This window comes from Pseudomonas entomophila, from assembly GCF_023277925.1.
GTDB classification, from domain to species: Bacteria; Pseudomonadota; Gammaproteobacteria; order Pseudomonadales; family Pseudomonadaceae; genus Aquipseudomonas; species Aquipseudomonas entomophila_D.
This window is the reverse complement of the sequence record NZ_CP063832.1, coordinates 3,444,860-3,465,142: the sequence shown is the minus strand read 5'-3', so window position 1 is coordinate 3,465,142 and position 20,283 is coordinate 3,444,860. Positions and strand designations below refer to the sequence as shown.

19 protein-coding genes and 1 pseudogene are annotated in these 20,283 nt (G+C 65.6%); 7 read left to right on the top strand and 13 right to left on the bottom strand.

Annotation, left to right across the window (positions count from 1 at the left end; genetic code table 11):
• Positions 1-83 precede the first annotated feature (83 nt).
• On the bottom strand, positions 84-1,124 hold the full coding sequence (locus IM733_RS15275; RefSeq protein ID WP_248917439.1) for a DMT family transporter: 1,041 nt from the start codon (positions 1,122-1,124) through the stop codon (positions 84-86).
• Positions 1,125-1,359: 235 nt separating this feature from the next.
• Between IM733_RS15275 and IM733_RS15270 the strand changes: the two genes are divergently transcribed.
• A complete protein-coding gene (locus tag IM733_RS15270; RefSeq protein ID WP_248917438.1) occupies positions 1,360-2,133 on the top strand; it encodes a carbon-nitrogen hydrolase family protein in 774 nt (257 codons plus the stop codon).
• A gap of 2 nt (positions 2,134-2,135) precedes the next feature.
• Here the strand turns inward: IM733_RS15270 and IM733_RS15265 are convergent.
• From IM733_RS15265 to IM733_RS15245, 5 genes and pseudogenes are all read right to left on the bottom strand, one after another.
• Positions 2,136-2,426, bottom strand: a pseudogene (locus tag IM733_RS15265) (type II toxin-antitoxin system RelE family toxin).
• Positions 2,416-2,655: a type II toxin-antitoxin system RelB/DinJ family antitoxin gene (locus tag IM733_RS15260; protein WP_011535684.1), complete on the bottom strand. Its 240-nt coding sequence runs from the start codon at positions 2,653-2,655 to the stop codon at positions 2,416-2,418. The pseudogene IM733_RS15265 and the gene IM733_RS15260 overlap by 11 nt, the downstream one beginning before the upstream one ends.
• Positions 2,656-2,854: 199 nt before the next feature.
• On the bottom strand, positions 2,855-3,286 hold the full coding sequence (locus tag IM733_RS15255; RefSeq protein WP_248917437.1) for a DUF2846 domain-containing protein: 432 nt from the start codon (positions 3,284-3,286) through the stop codon (positions 2,855-2,857).
• Positions 3,287-3,446: 160 nt separating this feature from the next.
• Positions 3,447-4,316: a hypothetical protein gene (locus tag IM733_RS15250; RefSeq protein ID WP_248917436.1), complete on the bottom strand. Its 870-nt coding sequence runs from the start codon at positions 4,314-4,316 to the stop codon at positions 3,447-3,449.
• Positions 4,313-4,996, bottom strand: a complete 684-nt coding sequence (locus IM733_RS15245; RefSeq protein ID WP_248917435.1) for a hypothetical protein — start codon at positions 4,994-4,996, stop codon at positions 4,313-4,315. The genes IM733_RS15250 and IM733_RS15245 overlap by 4 nt, the downstream gene beginning before the upstream one ends.
• A gap of 171 nt (positions 4,997-5,167) precedes the next feature.
• Here IM733_RS15245 and IM733_RS15240 point away from each other — a divergent pair, with 171 nt between their 5' ends.
• On the top strand, positions 5,168-5,503 hold the full coding sequence (locus IM733_RS15240; RefSeq protein WP_248917434.1) for an HdeA/HdeB family chaperone: 336 nt from the start codon (positions 5,168-5,170) through the stop codon (positions 5,501-5,503).
• Between the two features lie 9 nt (positions 5,504-5,512).
• Here the strand turns inward: IM733_RS15240 and IM733_RS15235 are convergent, their stop codons facing one another.
• Positions 5,513-6,994 (bottom strand): methylenetetrahydrofolate reductase C-terminal domain-containing protein, encoded by a 1,482-nt coding sequence (locus IM733_RS15235; RefSeq protein ID WP_248917433.1) that lies wholly within the window; start codon positions 6,992-6,994, stop codon positions 5,513-5,515.
• Positions 6,995-7,304: 310 nt separating this feature from the next.
• On the opposite strand from IM733_RS15235, the gene metE reads away from it, so the two are divergent.
• Positions 7,305-9,593 carry a 5-methyltetrahydropteroyltriglutamate--homocysteine S-methyltransferase gene (gene metE / locus IM733_RS15230; protein ID WP_248917432.1) on the top strand — a complete coding sequence of 763 codons (2,289 nt, stop codon included), beginning with the start codon at positions 7,305-7,307 and terminating at the stop codon, positions 9,591-9,593.
• A 126-nt stretch (positions 9,594-9,719) separates the two neighbouring features.
• Positions 9,720-10,271 carry a histidine phosphatase family protein gene (locus IM733_RS15225; protein ID WP_248917431.1) on the top strand — a complete coding sequence of 184 codons (552 nt, stop codon included), beginning with the start codon at positions 9,720-9,722 and terminating at the stop codon, positions 10,269-10,271.
• On the opposite strand, the gene IM733_RS15220 is transcribed toward IM733_RS15225, so the two are convergent.
• Positions 10,202-11,191: an arsenic resistance protein gene (locus tag IM733_RS15220; protein ID WP_248917430.1), complete on the bottom strand. Its 990-nt coding sequence runs from the start codon at positions 11,189-11,191 to the stop codon at positions 10,202-10,204. The two genes, IM733_RS15225 and IM733_RS15220, sit on opposite strands and share 70 nt — an antisense overlap.
• 77 nt (positions 11,192-11,268) lie before the next feature.
• On the opposite strand from IM733_RS15220, the gene IM733_RS15215 reads away from it, so the two are divergent.
• The gene (locus tag IM733_RS15215) at positions 11,269-11,976 is read left to right on the top strand and encodes an SDR family oxidoreductase (protein ID WP_248917429.1); all 708 of its coding nucleotides are present in this window, start codon (positions 11,269-11,271) and stop codon (positions 11,974-11,976) included.
• Positions 11,977-12,118: 142 nt separating this feature from the next.
• Here the strand turns inward: IM733_RS15215 and IM733_RS15210 are convergent, their stop codons facing one another.
• From IM733_RS15210 to IM733_RS15190, 5 genes are all read right to left on the bottom strand, one after another.
• On the bottom strand, positions 12,119-13,300 hold the full coding sequence (locus IM733_RS15210; RefSeq protein ID WP_248917428.1) for an acetyl-CoA C-acetyltransferase: 1,182 nt from the start codon (positions 13,298-13,300) through the stop codon (positions 12,119-12,121).
• Between the two features lie 205 nt (positions 13,301-13,505).
• A complete protein-coding gene (locus IM733_RS15205) occupies positions 13,506-14,630 on the bottom strand; it encodes an agmatine deiminase family protein (RefSeq protein WP_248917427.1) in 1,125 nt (374 codons plus the stop codon).
• Between the two features lie 4 nt (positions 14,631-14,634).
• Complete coding sequence (locus IM733_RS15200) at positions 14,635-15,729, bottom strand: extracellular solute-binding protein (RefSeq protein ID WP_248917426.1); 1,095 nt, start codon at positions 15,727-15,729, stop codon at positions 14,635-14,637.
• A gap of 3 nt (positions 15,730-15,732) precedes the next feature.
• A complete protein-coding gene (aguB, locus tag IM733_RS15195) occupies positions 15,733-16,629 on the bottom strand; it encodes an N-carbamoylputrescine amidase (protein ID WP_248917425.1) in 897 nt (298 codons plus the stop codon).
• Positions 16,626-17,675 (bottom strand): agmatine deiminase family protein, encoded by a 1,050-nt coding sequence (locus tag IM733_RS15190; RefSeq protein WP_248917424.1) that lies wholly within the window; start codon positions 17,673-17,675, stop codon positions 16,626-16,628. The genes aguB and IM733_RS15190 overlap by 4 nt, the downstream gene beginning before the upstream one ends.
• 134 nt (positions 17,676-17,809) lie before the next feature.
• On the opposite strand from IM733_RS15190, the gene IM733_RS15185 reads away from it, so the two are divergent.
• Both IM733_RS15185 and fabV read left to right on the top strand, forming a co-directional pair.
• A complete protein-coding gene (locus IM733_RS15185; protein ID WP_248917423.1) occupies positions 17,810-18,658 on the top strand; it encodes a LysR substrate-binding domain-containing protein in 849 nt (282 codons plus the stop codon).
• A gap of 271 nt (positions 18,659-18,929) precedes the next feature.
• On the top strand, positions 18,930-20,141 hold the full coding sequence (fabV, locus tag IM733_RS15180) for an enoyl-ACP reductase FabV (RefSeq protein WP_248917422.1): 1,212 nt from the start codon (positions 18,930-18,932) through the stop codon (positions 20,139-20,141).
• The last annotated feature ends 142 nt before the right edge of the window (positions 20,142-20,283 follow it).

Sequence of the window (20,283 nt, the reverse complement as noted above, 5' to 3'; positions counted from 1 at the left end):
GTGGCGATTCGTCGAACGAAAAAGGGGACGAATTTCTCTACCGCTGACGGATGAGAAAAACCAGTCCCCTTACCCTGACTGGCTCAGTGCCTATGCCGATGATGAACATCCGGAAAATGCGCATGGCTATGGCGAAGCGGCGCATGCATATGCGGGTGGCTGTGCGGCTCGGTACCGTCCCACTCGAAGTCGTGCTCATGCTGATGGTGCTCATCGTGCGTATGCCGGTGGCTGTGATCAAGGGCCTCATGCTGATGTTCGTGAACATGATTCTCCATCAGGTGAATCCACACACCCAAGGCCATCAACGCCGCAGCGAGCAGGAACATCACGGACACCGACTCACCCAGCATCAGGATCGCGACCGCAGCCCCCAGGAACGGTGCCGTGGAAAAGTACGCCCCGGTTCGCGCGCTCCCCAACCCGCGAAGCGCCAGGACGAACAGCACCAGGCTGACGCCATACCCAAGAAACCCAACCAGCAGGATCGACCCCAACGTGCCCAGGGCCGGCAATTGCGAGCCGATGGCCAAGGCCAGGCCGCCATTGACCACGCCCGCCGCCAGGCCTTTGCTGCCAGCGATGAACAGCGCATCCGAGGCGGAGACCTTGCGGGTCAGGTTGTTGTCGATCGCCCAGCAAAGGCAGGCGAACGCCACCGCCAGCGGCCCGGTCCAGTCATGGGCGGTCGCGGTCTCCTGCGGCCATGACAGCACGATACCGCCCAGGACGATGGCGACCATGCCGATCACGATCCAGCGGTCGGCGTTTTCCTTGAACACCACCCATGCCAGCACTGCCGTCAGGACCGACTCAAGGTTGAGCATCAGCGACGCAGTGGCCCCCGCTGTGCGAGTGAGCCCGAACATCAGCGCCACAGGGGCAAGCACGCCGCCGAAGAAGATGGCACCCAGCAACCAGGGCCATTCTCCGGCAGGCAGCCCAGGCCGCTGCCAGCCGCGATCGCGTACCAGACGGACGAGGGTCAGGCCGATGCCACTGCCCAGGTAGAGCAGCCCGGCCAGCAGGATGGGCGGGGTATCGACACCCAACAGTTTGGCGAGCGGTGTGCTTGCGCCGAATAGCGCCGCTGCAACCAGCGCGTAGAGAACACTCAGATTCATGATGGGGCCGCCTTGTCAGGCTCATTGCGTGCAGGAGAGCATCATAGCGTTGCCTGGGTATACGTTATGTGAAGAGTGGACTCACGTCCGGCTGGATGCTGGGGCGCCCTGTGGCCCAATCGCGGGGCAAGCCCGCTCCCATGCAAAGGCCTCCATGGCCCTCGTATCGTTGATGGCGATGTTGTCTTCTGGATAACGGTCAAGCAGAGTCTGCCTACCTTGTCAGGAGACGCCCATGCCACCAGCCGTTTTCGCCGCCGCCCAATGCGCCATTCGTGATGGCGATATCCCCGCCAACCTGGCCTTGCACCTGGCGTTCATGCGCCAGGCCCATGAGCAAGGCGTGGACCTGTTGCTCTTCCCCGAACTGTCCCTCACGGGCTACGCCCCCGCCGTGTCCAGTGGCCTGGCGCAGAACCTGGATACGCCGCTGCTGGCGCCCCTGCGCCAGTTCGCCCAGGCAGCGGGCATGACCACGGTGGTTGGGATGCCGCTCAAGGTGCCGGGTCAGGACAAGCCTCGAATTGCGGCCTGCATCCTCCTCCCGGATGGCTCGATTGCGGTCTATACCAAGCAGCATCTGCATACCGGTGAGGACGTGTTCTTCAGTGCCGGGAGCGGCGGCGAGTTGTTATCCGTCGCCGGGCTGTCCGTGGCCTTGTCGGTGTGTGCTGATTTCAGCCATCCCGAGCATGCCGCCCAGGCGGCGCAGCGTGGCGCGCAGGTGTATGCGACCGGCGTGCTGATCGGGGAGACGGGTTATCCGGCTGATAGCGCGTTGTTGCAGGGTTATGCACAGCGGCATGGGATGGCGGTGTTCATGGCTAACCATGGCGGTACCACGGGCGGCTGGGCGGCCGCTGGGCGCAGCGCGTTCTGGGACGAGCAGGGGCGGTGTGTCGCGGCTGCCTCAGGGACCGGGAATCGGCTGTTGGTTGTTTCCGGACAGATGGGCGAATGGCGAGGGCATGAGGTGTTCGTGCCTCTGGATGTCGCTGAGTCAGCCTGAAGCTACTCGGTCAGGCGTTCGGCCGCCTTACGGTAAACCTGATCCCGCTCTCGTTTATCCACGGCAACCACGAACACCACGACTTCATGATCGATGACTTGATAGACCAATCGATATCCACTGCTACGCAGCTTGATCTTGTAGCAGTCGGGGAAACCGTGCAGCCGATTCGCCTCGACCCTCGGATTGATCAACACCGTTGCCAGCTTCTTCTTGAGCTGTTGGCGGAGGGTATCGCCGAGCTTCTGCTATTCCTTGAGTGCGCGTGCATCGAATTCGAGGCTATAGGTCATCCAGCGTTACCTTCACCCTCTGCGGCGCGGCCAAGCGCTCGCGTACCGTGGCGAGCAATGCTTCGTCCTCTTCGGTCAGCAACACGGGTTTGAATGGCAACTGTCCTCGCTCAGCAACATATTGCAGTGCCTGGCGCATCAGTTCGGAAGGGGTTACGCCCAGCTTTTCCAGCTCACGGTAGGCGCGCACCTTGAGGTCGTCGTCGATACGCACATTGATGGACGCCATGCTTGCAACCTCTTTGTAATGACAGTGGTCTGTACAATGAGGCAGGGCCGGCAATTGAGCAAGAGGGCCGACGCGATTGCCGACGGGCGTGTCAACCCATGCTCGCATACCACCTCCATGTGGCAGCTTAGCTCCGCAAGCCAGGCGATCCCCGCACGCGCCGGACCGCTTCCTTAGCCGTTCCTGCCGCGCAAAATGCTCACAGCCCGCCCACCAACTTCGTCCCCAGCACACCTTTGCGGCCTACCGCCTCGGGAACCACGTGCAACTTGGCATCGGCGGCGCCAAAGCCCATTTTCATCTCCTGCCAGATGAACAGGTTCTTGCCCGGCTCGGCCTCGACCTTGATCACCCTCAAGGTGCCGGCGTCGGAAGCAATGGAGTGCGGCCCAGGCGGCACTTCCGCCACCAGGTAGGTGTGGGCCGCCGTCGCACCGATCATGCGTCCGTCGATCAGCACGTCGTACTTCGCGCCCGCGCCCATTGTTTCATTTCGATAGATGTAGACCCGTGTCATGCCTGGAACGGTCTCGAAGCGCTTCATCTGGGCATCCACCATGGGGTCACCTTTAGGCACGGTGACACAGGCAGACAGCAGCATCAGCATCGAAGTGGCGAGCAACTTCTTCATCGGACTTCCTTATCTTCACAAAAACGGCGCGTGGCCAGGTTGGCATGCGTTGTACGCGTTGTGCAGCGGTATTCCAACAAGTGGGTTTGCGGCTGGCCGTGGTGCCGTCGAAGGCAGGCAGTCGCCCACACTCGGCCAGGCACTGCACGGCCCAATGGCCTCACTCCGCCGCCTTGACCAACACCACCGGCACAGCCTTGAGCGCACCGTCCAGGTTGCGGTAGCGGGTGTATTCCCCCGACGCCGGCAACAACTGCCCACGCTCCACCATCCGCCGCCCGTCGAGCAGGTAGCGCACTGTCTCTGCCTTGCCCCGCTGGGCCGACGGGTCCCGGTTCAGGTCTTGCGCGAGCATCCGCATCGACTCATCGATGCAGATGCCCAGCAGCGTATCGACCTTCTGTGCATCCATTCCACCGTCGTCGATGCACTGCTCGCCGCAACGGCGCACCGACAGGCTCTGCACTTCGATCCGCGTGCGGTACAGCAGGCTGCCGGCGATGTCCTGCAATTCCACCTGGCTGACCAGCACGAAGCTGCCGCGATCGGGGCTTACCACCACTTGCGGGGCAATGCGCAGGCTGGCGCTGACTCCGCCCGTGGAGGGCCGCAGCCCGGCATTGCCGGCCGCCTCGCCGTAGCGCTGCTGGAGCTTGCCGTTGTAGGGATGCTCGGCCAGCACCACCGCCATGGTCTGCGCCGCCTGCTTGGCATCGCGTTCGGCTTCGCGCTGCAAGGCGGCTTCGCCGACCTGGGTGTTGATTGCGCTGGCCAGCAGCAAGCCGATGGCGCCGCCGCCGGTGGTGGCGCTGTGGGCCAGGGACTGGTTGGTCTCGCGCGCTTTCGCGGCGGCCTGGGCGTCGATCATCAGGCTGGCGTCGATCCAACCCGCCGACGGCACCTGCAGCTCCAACCGAGCACCGTGCTCGTTCAGGTAGCGCAGCGCCGTCGGGTCATGGATGTCGGCCGGGCGCGGTGCCTGCTGGGCGCAGCCCGCCAGCAGCAGGGTCAGCAGCAGCCCGCGTTTCATTGCGAGAACGGCGTGACGATTACCTGGCGGCTGCTGTCGACCGCCTGGTAGAAGGCGTTGGACAGGTTGCTGTAGGTGGGTTGGTCCCACTCGCCCTGGGCCGGCTGGGTGACCACGAAGGGTTTGAACCAGCGCAGGCGGCTGTCCTGCACGTCCACCAGGATGCCGCGGCCGGCGACCAGCGGGATCGGCGCGCTGGTGGGCACCACGCTGTAGTAGCTGCGGGTGGCGCCGGTGCTGTCGATGGCCACCAGCAGCAGGCGGTCGATGCCATAGGTGGCCTTCAGGGCGCTGATGTCACGCTCCATGTAGCCTTCCTTGAACTTGGTTTCCTTGTACTTGCTCAGGTCGATGCGTTCTTCGATGCGCTTGGTCTTGTAACCCTTGGCTTCGAGCTTGGCGATGATGGCGTCGGGCAGGGTGTTGACGTCGGCCAGGTCCCAGGTGCTCACATGCTCGCTGAGCTTGCTGTTGACCCCGGTGTTGATCGCCAGGTCGAGGATCCCCTGGTTGCCGGTCAGCATCAGCTTGGGCGGGGTGACGGGGGTCATGGCCACGCCGATCACCTGGTCTTTTTCGTTCCAGAACTGCTGGTCAAGCTCCACCGGGGGCTGGACATTGGCGCAGCCGGTGAAGATCAGGCACAACAAGAGCACTGCATATCCCTGCACGTAACGCATCGGATAATCCTTGGTGAGTTGGAGACTGGTTGTATCGGCCAGTGCTCGGCAAGCATGATGGCAATAAGACATTATTTTTACGGCATGGCAGGATGCGCGCCCCGCGCATGCCCCTGCATGGCCGGTGCATCCAGGCACTGAAGCCATGGGCGCGAATCTTTGGAAGCGAATATGAAAAGGAACATCTGCCTGGGCTTCACCCTGGCCATGGTCTGTGCTGGCAGTGCCGTTCAGGCTGAAGAACACGCCATCGCCGGGGCAGGCGCGATCTCTTGCGAGCGCTTCCTGAACGCACAGACCCAGGACAAGACCACCAGCCTGGCCACGATCCTGTGGCTCCAGGGCTTCCTGAGCGGCGTCAACATGCAGCGCAACCTCGACCTGAAAATACCGTTGCAGGCCCTGCCGGAGCCTCCCGAGATCAAGGCGTTCACCGTGGACTATTGCACCAAGCACCCTGACAAGAGTGTCTTCGAAGCGGCCATGTGGCTGTCCCTGAAGATCTAGCGTGCCGGCTTATTCGGTGAGTTCGGGCGTGGCGTTCACCTGGGGGGCGGGGGTGATCGTCGTGTCGAACCATACGGGCCACGAACTGCGCTGCCGGTGCTGCACTTGTACACAGGGGATCAGGCGCTCGGTCAGTACATCGGTCCGGCCCACACTCACCGCCAGCCGATACTTGGCACTGTGCACGCACTCCCGGTCACCAAACTCGCAACGGTCCAGGCTGGTGCCGCCGCAGGGGCCGTTCGCCAGCCCTTTGGGGCAGGTCTCGGGGCAGATGTAGAGCGTATCTTCCAGCCGACAACTGCCGCAGGTATCGCAGCCCACCATCGGGCGTTTGATGCGCCGCTCCAGTTGATGCAGCCAGTGCGCCGCCGTGGGGTTGGCCCACAGCGGCCGGGTCACGGCCCAACCGAAGGCCTTGCTCAAGGTGGTGGTGCGGCTGAACAGCTGATGGTGCATCGCCGAAAGCAGGTGATAGCGGGCCTTTTCCTTGTTTGAGGCGTTGATCTGTCGCTGCCCAAGGCGCCAGGCATGCCCAGGTGGGTGGAAGGTGACCGGCATCAGGCCAGGTGCCTGCCAGGCCGCTTCCCAGGCCTGGGTCCAGCCCTGCAGTGAGGTGAACTGCGGTTGCAGCGCGTCGATGGCCTGTTCCAGCGCTTCGAACTGCGCCACCTCATGGATGCCGGACAGGTGCACGCCGGCATAGCCCATCAATTTCAGGCCGATCACCTGCAAGGCCAGGCGATGGTTGGCGCGTTCCCTGGCGTAGGCCTTGGACACGGCCGTTTCGGCGGCCAGCAGTGCGCGCATCGAGGGGGTGACGGTCACCCCGGCGACATGGTCGAGCATCCCGGCGCGGCCCTCGGTGAGCGCCATGATGCAGGCCATCAGCGGTTTTGGCCGGGCCTGGCGCTGCATCCAGTCGAAGGCTTCCTGGTGTTTGTCGATGTCGAAACCGAGTTGCAGGATGAACAGGTCGGCGCCGGCGGCGAGTTTCTTTTCCGCTTTGCAGTACTGCGCGCCGCCTTCGGCTTCTTGGTACTTGAACGGGTTGAGCGCGGCGGCCAGTAGCCAGTGGGGGCGGGCCTGGCGAACGATCTGCAAGGCGGCCACGGATTCGAGGTAGCGCACGGGGCGTTCGCCCGGGATGTGGCCGGGCAGGCGGTCGCCGGTGAGCAGCAGGAGCTGGTCGAGGCCGGCGGCGTCCATGCGTTGCAGCTGGGTGAGCAGGTCGCGGCGTTCGCGGTCCTTGCCGGAGAAGTGCAGCAGGGCGGGGACGGGGTTCGCCAGGCTGGTGAAGGCGTCCAGCGGCGACAGATCCAGGGCACTGGCGACGCGGTCGCCGATGGCCACGGTCAATGGCCAGCCGCACAGCCGGGTGCGGGCCATGAGGGTTTCGAGGGTGGCGAAACGCTCGGCGCCGGGCTTGGGGACGAATTCCAGGATGCAGGCGAAGGCGTTGGCGTCCAGGGTCGTTTTCAGCAGGCTCATGGGGTGCGGGCTACCGGGTTGGGGCAGGGTGGCAGTGTGCAGCAGGTTGGCCGGCGGGGCATGTCTGATTGCGCAGGGGAGTGTGTTGTTTGAGACATTCATAAGGCTCTTGTAGGAGCGGCTTTAGCCGCGATACAGACGACGCGGTGTCTGGTACCCGCTTCGCGGGTGATCGCGGCTGAAGCCGCTCCTACAGGGAGCATCGATCATGAACAAATCTTGAGTTCATCTCAAATTTTATGAGTTTGTCTCACCTTACCGCCGCGCCCAGAATGCCCTCATTCACTTTTAAGGATCGAGGGACGACAACATGGCACTGGCACACAACCTGGGGTTTCCGCGCATCGGCCGCGACCGTGAGCTGAAGAAAGCCCAGGAGGCCTTCTGGAAGGGCGAGCTGGACGAAGCCGGCCTGCGTGCCGTGGGCCGTGGCTTGCGCGCCGCGCACTGGCAGGCGCAAAAGGCTGCTGGCATCGAGCTGCTGCCGGTGGGCGATTTCGCCTGGTACGACCAGGTGCTCACCCACTCGCTGACGTTCGGTGTGATCCCGGAGCGCTTCCGTAGCAAGGACGCTGCCAAGCCGACCCTGCACACCTTGTTTGCCATGGCCCGGGGCGTGAGTGACAGCTGCTGCGGTGGCGCCCACGCCCAGGAAATGACCAAGTGGTTCGACACCAACTACCACTACCTGGTCCCCGAGTTCACCGCCGACCAGCCATTCGCCCTGAGCTGGGAACAGCTGTTCGAAGAGGTCGAGGAAGCCAAGGCCCTGGGCCACGCGGTCAAGCCGGTGGTGATCGGCCCACTGACCTACCTGTGGCTGGGCAAGACCAAGGGCGCCGACTTCGACAAGCTGGAGCTGCTCGACCGCCTGCTGCCGCTGTACGACCAGATCCTCAACCGCCTGGCCGCCCAGGGTGTGGAGTGGGTGCAGATCGACGAGCCGATCCTCGCCCTCGACCTGCCCCAGGACTGGAAGAACGCCTACGAGCGGGTCTACAACATTCTCCAGCGCGCACCGCTGAAAAAACTGATCGCCACCTACTTCGGCGGCCTGGAAGACAACCTCGGCCTGGCCGCCAACCTGCCGGTCGATGGCCTGCACATCGACCTGGTGCGTGCCCCGGACCAATACCCGACCATCCTCGACCGCCTGCCGGCCTACAAGGTGCTGTCGCTGGGCGTGGTCAACGGCCGCAACGTCTGGCGCTGCGACCTGGAAAAGGCACTGGACGTGCTGCGCCATGCCCACGAGCGGCTGGGCGAGCGCCTGTGGGTGGCGCCGTCGTGCTCGCTGCTGCACAGCCCGGTGGACCTGGAGCGTGAAGACAAGCTCGATGACGAACTGAAGAGCTGGCTGGCCTTTGCCGTGCAGAAGTGCCAGGAAGTGGCGCTGCTGGCCAAGGCCATCAACCAGCCCGAGGCTGCCGATGTGGCAACCGCACTGCAGCAGAGCCGCGCCGTGCAACACAGCCGCGCCACCTCGCCACGCATTCACAAGCCAGCGGTGCAGGCCCGTGTCGCGGCGATCAAGCCCGCCGACAGCCAGCGTGTGTCCGCCTTCGAGCAGCGCATCGCCAAGCAACGCGCCGGCCTGGGTCTGCCGGCGTTTCCGACCACCACGATCGGTTCGTTCCCGCAGACTTCGGCGATCCGCCTGGCGCGTCAGTCGTTCAAGCAGGGCAAGCTGACCGAAGCGGACTATGTCGAGGCCATGCACAGCGAGATCCGCCACGCGGTGCAGATCCAGGAGAACCTGGGCCTGGATGTGCTGGTGCACGGCGAGGCCGAGCGCAACGACATGGTCGAGTACTTCGCCGAGCAACTGGACGGTTATGTGTTCACCCGCTTCGGCTGGGTGCAGAGCTACGGTTCGCGCTGCGTGAAGCCGGCGGTGATCTTCGGTGACCTGAGCCGCCCGAAGGCCATGACCGTGGCGTGGATCAAGTACGCCCAAGGCCTGACTCGCAAGGTGATGAAGGGCATGCTGACAGGCCCGGTGACCATGCTGATGTGGTCGTTCCCCCGCGAGGACGTGACCCGCGAGGTGCAGGCCCGCCAGCTGGCGCTGGCGATCCGTGACGAAGTGCTGGACCTGGAGGCGGCGGGCATCAAGATCGTGCAGATCGACGAGGCGGCCTTCCGCGAGGGCCTGCCGCTGCGCCGCAGTGCCTGGCCGCGCTACCTGGAATGGGCGACCGAGGCGTTCCGCCTGTGTGCCTCGGGCGTGCGTGACGAAACGCAGATCCACACCCACATGTGCTACAGCGAGTTCAACGACGTGATCGAGTCGATCGCGGCGATGGATGCCGATGTGATCACCATCGAGACCTCGCGTTCGGACATGGAGCTGCTGGACGCGTTCGAGCGGTTCGACTACCCGAACGAGATTGGCCCGGGCGTGTATGACATCCACTCGCCGCGGGTGCCGGCGAAGGAAGAGATGGTCAAGCTGCTGCGCAAGGCGGCCCGGCGTATTCCGGCCGAGCGGTTGTGGGTCAACCCGGATTGCGGGCTGAAGACCCGTGGCTGGCCGGAGACCGAAGCGGCGTTGGTGAACATGGTGGCGGCGGCCCGCGAACTGCGCGCCACGGTCTGAGGCCTCGCCGGCAAGCGGGCTCCTGCGAGCAGGTGCACTACCTGTAGGAGCCGGCTTGCCGGCGAACTGTTCTCCCCGCTGGATACTTCATCTACAGTGGCCCGACCACCTGCCCGGAAGCCCTCGATGAAGCCTGTGCATCTCACCCTGATCTGTCACGCCCGAACCGAGGCACAACGGGTGGGCCGCTTCGCCCTTGACGACGAACCTGCATCTGCTTCCATCGAACTGGCCACAACCGCCCGTTGCCTTACCGCGCCAGAGCTGCGCGCCCGCGAGACGATCGAGCACCTGGCCGCGACCATCGATGAGGGCCTGCGCGATTGCGACCTGGGGGCCTGGAAGGGCCAGGCGCTCAAGCAACTGGGCGAGCACGACTTGCAGGCGTGGCTGGCCGACCCGCATGCCACGCCCCATGGCGGTGAGTCGATTGCCGCCCTGTGCCAGCGTGTCGCCGTTTGGATGGACAGCGCGCTGGGCGAGGGGGAATGGGTCGCTGTCACGCACCCCTTCGTCATCCGCGCCGCGATGCTGCATGCGCTGGGCGCGCCTTTCGAGTCGTTTCATCGCATCGACGTGCCACCCCTGGCCCGTGTGCGCTTCAGCCATTACGGCCAATGGCGTTTGCAGTTGGCCTGCGAGGGGGCACGCACCAACGCCGGCACGACCCGCACATAGACCAACTCACTCACCAACTCCACCAGCGTCTGGGTGATCACCGCCGCCGCCGCCAATGCGCGGACCGACTCAGGCAACGCCAACGCCAGCGGCAGCACCACCAGCGAGTTGCGCGTGGCGGCACTGAAGGTCACCGCCCGGGCCTCGCCTGTGGACAACTTGAACAGCCGCGCCGCGAGCAACCCAAGCACCGGCGCCAGCAGCGCGAAGCCGACATACACCGGCACCACCGGCAGCAGGTCGCCCAGCCGGCTGGCCACCACGCCGATCTGCGAACCGATCACCGCGATCAGCACCAGCGCCATGGCCGGCACCGGCAGCCAGGCCCAGCTGTCGTTCCATTTGCCGACCAGCGCCGAGCGCCGCGCGCCGGCACTGGTGGCGACCGCCAGCAACAGCGGCAGCACGATCAGCAGCACGAAGGCCTCGACGAAGGGCGCCACCGAGATGCCCACGCTGCTGGTGCCACCGAGCATCAGTGCCAGGTACAACGGCAGCAGCGCCAGTTGCGCCAGTAACAGCACCGGCGTGGCGGCGAGGGTCAGGCGCGCGTCGCCCTTGCCGATATGGGTGAACACCACCACGTAGTCGATGCACGGCGTCAGCAGCACCAGCAGCGCGCCGAGCAGCACGGCGGGGTGCCCGGCCAGGCCACGGGTGGCGATCCAGACCAGCAGCGGCACCAGCACGAAATTGGCCAGCAGCAACGCGCCCATGAAGCGCCGGTTGCCCAAGCCCGCGCGCAGGTCGAGGAAGGGTATCTGCAGGAACATCGCGTACATCAGTACGGCGATGGCCGGGGTCACCAGCGCCTCCAGCGGTTGGGCAACGCCCGGCGCCAGCAGGCCGATGGCGGCGGCGAGCGCCACGGCAATGAAGTACAGGGGGATCTGATTGCGTTCGAGTTGATCTCTGTCCACGAGTGGCCTGGTTTTTCCGACTGAATTGCTAGGCGGGGCAGGGTACTATCTGGCGCAGTCCATAGGGAGTGATTCGAATGCGAATTCTAGTGGTAGGTGCGAGCAAGGGATTGGGTAAGGCACTGGTCGAAGGCCTGGGTGATGCAGGCGATACGCTGATTGGCGTGTCGCGCACCCGGCCGATGTCGTTGCCGGGCGCGGTGCACTGGATCGAGGCCGACCTCAGCCAGCCGCGCCAGGCGGCGACGGTCATCCATGAGGCGGTGGCTGAAGGCGGGCTGGACGTGCTGGTGTACAACGTCGGGATCTGGGAAGAACGGGCCTTCGAGGAAGGCTACAGCTTCCTCGACGACGACGAGGGGCAGATCGAGCGCATGGTCGACACCAACATCACCGCGCCGCTGCTGTTGATCAAGCGCCTGCTGCCGGTGCTGCTCGAGAGCGAGCGGCCACGGATCATCCTCACCGGCTCCACGTCGGGCCTGCCAGGCAGTGGTCGGCCTGAAGTCACCTTCGGTGCCAGCAAGTTCGGCCTGCGCGGCATCGCCGAGACACTGCGCGAAGGTTTCCGCGACCAGGGCCTTGGCGTGAGCTGCCTGAACCTTGGCTACCTGAACACCGAGGACGGGCTGGACGTGCCGCTGGCGCAGGCCGCGCAGCGGGGCGAGGGTTCGTTGATCCCGCTGCATGATGTGGTGCAGGTGTGCCGGATGATGCTGAGCCTGTCGGCGGCCAGCTACGTGCGTGACATCACCCTGCCTGCGCTGCGGGATGAGCGCTTCTGACAGGCTCTGACGGCGGGTGGCGCTGCGGGCGGCCCATTCGCCGGCACAGCCGGCTCCTACAGGTATCGTGGGCTGCCCCAAGGGTTGGATGGCTGTCCAAGCTTTTGCGGGCAGTCCAGCGTGCAGGCGCCGGCGAACCGGATCAGCCGCGCTCGATCGCCAGCGCCACGCCCTGGCCGCCGCCGATGCACAGGGTCGCCAGCCCTTTCTTGGCATCACGCTTGATCATCTCGTGCAGCAAGGTCACCAGCACCCGGCAGCCCGAGGCGCCGATGGGGTGGCCCAGGGCGATCGCGCCGCCGTTGACGTTGACCTTCGCGGCGTCCCACTCAAGCCCTTTGCCCACGGCCAGCGCCTGGGCGGCGAAGGCTTCGTTGGCTTCGATCAGGTCCAGCTCGCCCAGCTGCCAGCCGGCCTTGTCCAGGCAGCGCTGGGTCGCCGACACCGGGCCGATGCCCATGATCGCCGGGTCCACGCCGGCGCTGGCGTAGGCGGCGACCTTGGCCAGTACCGGCAGGCCCAGGGCCTTGGCTTTATCGGCGCTCATCAGCAGCACCGCGGCGGCGCCGTCGTTGAGGCTGGAGGCATTGCCGGCGGTGACGCTGCCGTCTTTCTTGAAGGCGGCGCGTAGTTTGCCGAGGGATTCGGCGCTGGTGCCGGGGCGGGGTTGCTCGTCGGTGTCGAACACCAGCGGCTCGCCTTTCTTCTGCGGGATGTGGATTGGGGTGATCTCGTCCTTGAAGCGCCCGGCCTCGATGGCGGCCACGGCCTTGCGCTGCGACTCGGCGGCGAAGGCGTCCTGCTGCTCGCGGGTGAGGCCGTACTGCTCCACCAGGTTCTCGGCGGTGATGCCCATGTGGTAGTCGTTGAAGGCGTCCCACAGGCCGTCGGTGATCATGCTGTCGATCAGTTGGCCGTGGCCCATGCGCTGGCCGGTACGGGCCGACGGCAGCACGTAGGGCGCCAGGCTCATGCTCTCCTGGCCACCGGCGATCACCACCTCGGCGTCGCCGCAGCGGATGGCCTGGGCGGCCAGGTGCAGGGCCTTGAGGCCCGAGCCGCAGACCTTGTTCAGGGTCAGGGCCGGGACCTCAAAGGGCAGGCCGGCCTTCACGGCGGCCTGGCGGGCGGGGTTCTGGCCGGCGCCGGCGGTGAGCACCTGGCCGAGGATCACTTCGTCGACCTGGGCCGGGCCCAGCTGGGTCTGGGCCAGCAGCTGGCGGATCACGGCGGCGCCCAGCTCGACGGCGGACACGTTGGCCAGGGCCCCCTGGAAGCTGCCGATGGCAGTGCGGGTGGCGGCGACGATGACGACTTCGTTCATTGTTGTTCTCCGTATACGAGCGTGATCGCCACAGCATCCATGGGCGCCGCTTATTTGGGAAGTTTGTTTTTCTTTGCCATTGATCCGAATTTCAAATGAATGGGTGGTGTTGGCGGGGCAACTAAGCTTGCTCGCAGCCAAGGCCTGCGCAATCCGGTAGGGGCCGGCCTTGCCGGCGAATGGGCTGCGCAGCAGCCCCTGGCATTCACACTGCCGGGCACTGGTTGGTCACGCAGTGAATCCCGCCCCCTCCCGCCGCGATCGCATCAATGTCCAACTGCACCACGTCCCGCTTCGGATACAGTCGTTCGAGCAAGGCCTTGGCTTTTTCATCGGCACTGCGGTCGCCGAACTGCGGCGCGATCACCGCGCCATTGATCACGAAGTAGTTGATATACCCCGCTGCGAAGTCCGGGTTGCCCTTGCTGAACTTGCTGTTGCGTGGTTTCAACGGCGGCGACAGGGTGTGGATCTGCAGCTTGCGTCCATCGGCATCGGTGGCGTTCTGCAGGATCTCCAGGTGTTTACGGGTCACGGCGTAATCATAGGAATCCGGGTCGTTGTCCAGGTTCGCCACCACCACGCCGGGCGCCGCGAAGCGCGCGTAGAAGTCCACGTGGGCGTCGGTGATGTCCTTGCCCTTGATGCCCGGCAGCCAGATGATCTTGCGCAGGCCCAGCCGCGCCTTCAGTTCCTCCTCGACCTGGGCCTTGCTCCAGCCGGGGTTGCGGTTGCCGTTGATCCAGCTGCTCTCGGTCATGATCCCGGTGCCATGGCCGTCCACCTCGATGCCGCCGCCTTCGCCGACCAGCTTGCTGCGCTGGTAACCGCCACCGGCCAGCTTGGCGACACGGGCGGCGAGCTTGGCGTCCTGGCGATGCTGCTGCTTGCCGCCCCAGCCGTTGAAGTTGAAGTCCAGCGCCGCCAGCTCGCCATCGTCGTCGATCACGAAGTTGGCGCCGATGTCGCGCATCCAGATGTCGTCCAGTTCGGTTTCGACATAGGTGATGTTGTGGCTGGCGCACTCTTCCTCGGCGATGTCGCGTTCGCTGGCGCGGCAGAACACCGTTACCGGCTGGTATTTGGCGATGGCGCGGGCGATGCGCCCGAGCGCGGCCTGGACGTCTTCGGTGAAGTCTTCCCAGATCGCGTCCTGGGCGCCGAAGGCGATGTAGGCGCGGGCGTGCTTTTCGCCTTCGTCGGGCATGAACCAGCGGCCCGCCTCGGCGGCGCGGGCGCTGTTGCTGCCGAACGGCAGGCCGAAGCTGGCGGCGGCGCCGAGGCCGGCGACGACGCTCAGTTGTTGAAGGAAGGTGCGGCGTGTTGGCATGGGGTCAGTCCTGTGCGGTCTTGAAGCGGGTCCAGACGCGCATGCGCGCACGCATGTCGGCCTGGGGGATGTCCTTGCCCGGGATCAGGCGGGTATAGGTGGAATCGTCGAGGTAGATGTCCGGGTTGTCGCGCAGGCGCGCGTCCACCAGGGGGCGGGCCTTGGCGCTGGCGGTGGGGTAGCCGGTGAAGTTGCTGATCGCCGCCATGTTCTCCGGGCGCATGACGAAATTGATGAAACGATAGGCGTACTCCGGGTGCTTGGCGTCGGCGGGGATGGCCATGGTGTCCATCCAGATGGTGGTGCCTTCGCGGGGTACGCGGTACTGGAAGTCGATGGCCTTGCCCGCGGCTTCGGCGGTGCGTTGGGCCTGGATCACGTCGCCGCTGTAGCCCAGCGACAGGCAGGTGTTGCCATTGACCAGCTCGGTGACTGGCTGCGATTGCAGCTTGCGCACGTAGGGGCGGATGCCCTTGAGCAGCTCGCTGGCGGCGGCCAGGTCCTCGCGCTTGGCGCTGCGCGGTTCGCGGCCGAGGTAGTGAAGCACCACGGCCAGCACCTCGTCGGGCGAGTCGATGATCGAGATGCCGCAGTCGGCGAACTTTTGCGCCAGCGCCGGCTTGAACAGCAGGTCGAGGCTGTCCAGCGGGGCGTCGGGCATGCGCTCGCGGACCTTCTTCGCATCCATGGTCAGGCCGATGGTGCCCCAGGTGTAGGGCACGGTGGCCTGGCTGGCCTTGGGGTAGCGGTCGTGCAGCTGGCGCAGGCCGGGCTCGATGTCGTCGAGGGCGGTCAACTGCTTGCGGTCCAGGGCCTGCAGGCTGCCGGCGCGCATCAGCCGTTCGGCCACGGTGTCGCCGGGGAACACCAGGTCGTAGCCGCTGCGCCCGGACATCAGCTTGGCCTCGAGCACCTCGCTGCCGTCCATGACGTCGTAGATCACCGGGATGCCGGTTTCGGCGGTGAAGCGCTTGAGGGTGTCCTCGGCAAAGTAGTCGGCCCAGTTGTACAGGCGCAGGGCTTGCTGCTCGGCCTGGGCGACGCCGGCGCAGGCCACCAGGGCAGCGATGGCCAGCAGTTTCGATGCACGGCTTGGCATGGTTCAGGCCCTCGCAGTCTGTGGGGTGCGGCCGTCCAGCGTGAGCAACGGCGTGTACAGGCTGGGGCGGCGGTCGCGGTAGATGCCCCAGGTCAGGCGGTCCTCGCGCATGCGTTCCAGGTCCAGGTCGTGCAGCCAGACGCCGCTGCTGTCGCGGTCGGCCTCTTGCAGCAGCGCGCCCTTGTGGTCGCAGATGAACGACGAGCCGTAGAAGCGCATCGACAGCGTGTCGTCAGTGCGCGCCACTTCATGACCGACCCGGTTGGCCGCGACGACTGGCAGCAGGTTGGCGGCGGCGTGGCCGCGCATGGCCATCTGCCAATGGTCGCGCGAATCCAGCTCGGTGGCACCCGGCTCGGAGCCGATGGCGGTGGGGAACAGCAGCACCTCGGCGCCCATCAGGGCCAGGCAGCGGGCGGTCTCGGGGAACCATTGGTCCCAGCAGATGCCGATGCCCAGGCGGCCGAAGGCGGTGTCCCAGACCTTGAAACCGGTGTCGCCGGGGCTGAAGTACTCCTTCTCCTGATAACCGATGGCGTTGGGGATGTGGGTCTTGCGGTACACGCCCAGCAGGCTGCCGTCGGCGTCGGCCACGGTCAGCGAGTTGAAGAAGACGTTGCCGGCGCGTTCGTACCAGCTCAGCGGCAACACCACGCCCAGCTCCTTGGCCAGGGCAGCGAAGCGCTTGAGCAGCGGGCTGTCGTGGTAGTCCTGGGCCAGGGCCTGGTGGCTGTGGCATTGCTCGATGCAGAAGTACGGGGTGGCGAACAGCTCCTGCAGCAGGATCACCTGGGCGCCCTGGGCGGCGGCCCGGCGCACCAGTTGCTCGGCGCGCTCGAGGTTGGCGGCCAGGTCCCAGCTGCAGGCCATCTGCGTGGTGGCGATGCGCAAGGTGCTCATGGGCGCGCTCCCGGCCAGGCTGGCTGCTGCTGGGTGATGCAGTGGATGCCGCCGCCGCCGTGGGCGATGTGGTCGATGCGCACCGGGACGATCTCGCGGCCGGGGAAGGCCAGGGCCAGTTGTTGCGCGGCGGCCTGGTCGGCGTCGATGCCGTAGGCCGGCATGATCACGGCGTCGTTGGCCAGGTAGAAGTTGGTGTACGAGGCGCAGAACACTTCCGCGTTCGGGTCGACGGCGGCGCTGGCTTCATACAGGTCGAGCAGTTCGAACGCGCGGCCTTGGGCGTCGGTGGCCAGTTCAAGGGCGCGGCGGTTCTCGCGGGCCACTTCGGCATACACCGATTGCTGGTCGTGGGTGGCGTCCACCAGCAGCACGCCGGGGCGGGCGAAGGCGCACACGCCATCGACGTGGCCGTCGGTCATGTCGCCGGTGACGTACTGCGGGTCGCCCGGCAACCAGATGGTCTTGCGGATGCCCAGCAGGCGGGCGAAGCAGTCCTCGAACTCGGCCTTGCTCAGGCCCGGGTTGCGGTTGGGGTTGAGCAGCACCGACTCGGTGGTGATCAGCGTGCCTTCGCCGTCCACATGGATGGCGCCGCCTTCGTTGCACAGCGGGGTGCTCAGGCCTTCGAAACCCAGGTGGTCGAGGATGCGCCGGGCCAGGCTGCGGTCCTTGCCGTGCTCGGACTTGTCGCCCCAGGCGTTGAAGCGCCAGCTCAGGCCGGCCACGCCGTGTTGCGGGTGGGTCAGGAAGGTTGGGCCGCTGTCACGGCACCAGCTGTCGTCGACGGCCAGCTCGATCAGTTCGATACCGGGCCCGCACAGCTCACGGGCAATGGCGATGGCCGAGGGGTCGACCACCATGTTCACCGGCTCGAAGCGGGCGATGGTGGCCGCGACACGGGCGTAGTCGCGCTGCACGTCGGCCAGGGTCACGCCCCAGCCCGACTCCCATAGCGCTTGGTTGTGCGGCCAGATCATCCAGGTGGCGGCGTGGCGGGCCCATTCGGCGGGCATGCGCCAGCCGCTGTCGAGGGACAGGGTCATAGTGAACTCCGATCTATTAGGGATTTTTATCAACGAAGCCCGCCGTCGCGGGTGTTGGTGTCAATGCTATGGCTAGGAAGCCGGGCCGACAAACGATAGATTTAGCGGATTACTGATCAGTCAGGCTTATCAGCATGCTCAAACACTGGCCCCCGCTAAACGCCCTGCGCGGCTTCGAAGCCGCCGCCCGCCTGGGCAGCTTCCACAAGGCCGCCGAGGCCCTGAACCTCACCCAGTCGGCGATCAGCCAGCAGATCCGCAGCCTGGAGAGCTACCTGGAGCAGCCGCTGTTCCACCGCAGTGGGCGCAGCGTCAGCCTCACCGATGCCGGGCACGACCTGCTCAGCACCACCCAGGCCCTGCTGCAGCAACTGGCGGTGGGGATCCGTCGCCTCGACCAGTACCGCAAGCCCAACCAGCTGGTGGTCAACACCACCCCGGCCTTTGCCCGCCACTGGCTGCTGCCGCGCCTGGCGGACTTCCACCAGCGTCATCCGGACGTCGATTTGTGGCTGTTCACCAGCTTCGAGGTGCCGGACATGGCCAGCGAAACCATCGACCTGGCCATTCGCGACGATATCGGCCCGCAGGCCGAATGCAGCTTCACCGTGTTGCATCAGGACCAGCTGTATCCGGCTTGCCACCCGGCATTGCCTGAGCAGGGGCGCACCACGTTGCACGGTGAGCGGGAGATGGACTGGAGCCACTGGCAACTGGAGGGCGGCGAGGCGGTGGGGCAGCAGGGCAAAGGGCTGAATTTTTCCGACCCGGGGTTGCTGCTGGAGGCGGCGGGCGAGGGGCTGGGGATCGCCTTGGTCAGCCAGTTGCTGGCGCGGCGAATGGTCGATGAAGGGCGCTTGCGGCCCCTGTCTGAGCAGCGTGTGCGCGGGCCGGTGTGGAGCTGCCTGGTGCATTGGGAAAGCCAGGAGGACCCGCTGGCGCGGCAGTTCCTGGCGTGGCTGCGCGAAGCCCTGCTGCGTTGAGGGTGCGATTCCCTGTGGGCGCATGGCCCGGGCTTGGCCCGTGTTCGCCGGCAAAGCCAGCTCCTACGATGACCGCGCCTACCTCAAGATCGATGCCGTACCTGTAGGAGCCGGCTTTGCCGGCGAACGGGGCCGTGCAGACGATGCAGCAATGTGAATCACCCCGTAATATGTGTCGGATATCCCGCGAGGGTAGTCTCACCCTCTAGATCAAACGGCAGCGCCCCGAATCCAGGCGCTGCCCCAGCCTAAACCTGACGAGGTACAGACATTGGCCATCATTCATCCCAAGGTTCGCGGTTTCATCTGCACCACGACTCACCCCAAGGGCTGCGAGCTCAACGTCCGTGACCAGATCGAAGCCACCCGCAAGCTGGGCGTGCGCGAGGATGGTCCGAAGAAAGTCCTGGTGATCGGCGCCTCCAGCGGCTACGGCCTGGCCGCGCGCATCACCGCGGCGTTCGGTTTCAAGGCCGACACCCTGGGCGTGTTCTTCGAAAAGCCGGGCACCGAGACCAAGGCCGGTACCGCTGGCTGGTACAACGCCGCCGCCTTCGACAAGTTCGCCAAGGCCGAAGGCCTGTACAGCAAGTCGATCAACGGTGACGCCTTCTCCGACGAAGCCCGCGCCAAAGTGATCGAGCTGATCAAGAACGAAATGGGCGGCAAGGTCGACCTGGTCATCTACTCGCTGGCCTCGCCGGTGCGCAAGCTGCCGCAGACCGGTGAACTGATCCGCTCGGCGCTCAAACCAATCGGCCAGCCGTACAAGTCGACCGCCATCGACACCAACAAGGACACCATCATCGAGGCCAGCATCGAGCCGGCCACCGAGCAGGAAATTGCCGACACCGTCACCGTGATGGGTGGCCAGGACTGGCAGCTGTGGATCGACGCCCTGGCTGGCGCCGACGTGTTGGCCGAAGGCGCGCGCACCGTGGCCTTCAGCTACATCGGCACCGAAATCACCTGGCCGATCTACTGGCACGGTGCCCTGGGCCAGGCCAAGCAGGACCTGGACGAAACCGCCCTGCGCCTGGACAAGAAACTGGCCGGCGAAGTCAAAGGCGGCGCCAACGTGGCGGTGCTCAAGTCGGTCGTCACCCAGGCCAGCTCGGCTATCCCGGTGATGCCGCTGTACCTGTCGATGGTGTTCAAGATCATGCAGGAGAAGGGCGTCCACGAAGGCACCCAGGACCAGCTGGACCGCATGTTCCGCGACCGCATGTACCGCGCCGACGGCGCCCCGGCAGCTGTGGACGAGAAAGCCCGCCTGCGCCTGGACGACTGGGAACTGCGCGATGACGTGCAGGACGCCTGCAAAGCCATGTGGCCGCAGGTGACCACCGAGAACCTGTTCGAACTGACCGACTACGCCGGTTACAAGAAGCAGTTCCTCAACCTGTTCGGCTTCGAGCGCGCTGACGTCAACTACGACGAAGACGTGGCCACCGACGTGAAGTTCGACTGCGTCGAGCTGTAACGCTTTCTATCTAGTTGTTCGCCGACAAGCCGGCTACTGCGGGGCGAGCGCCATCCCAGAGATTGGCGCAGCCCTCGTAGAAGCCGGCTTGTCGGCGAAAGGGCCGTTTTGCTAGCGTTGGCGCACAACCGCAGGGAGCGCG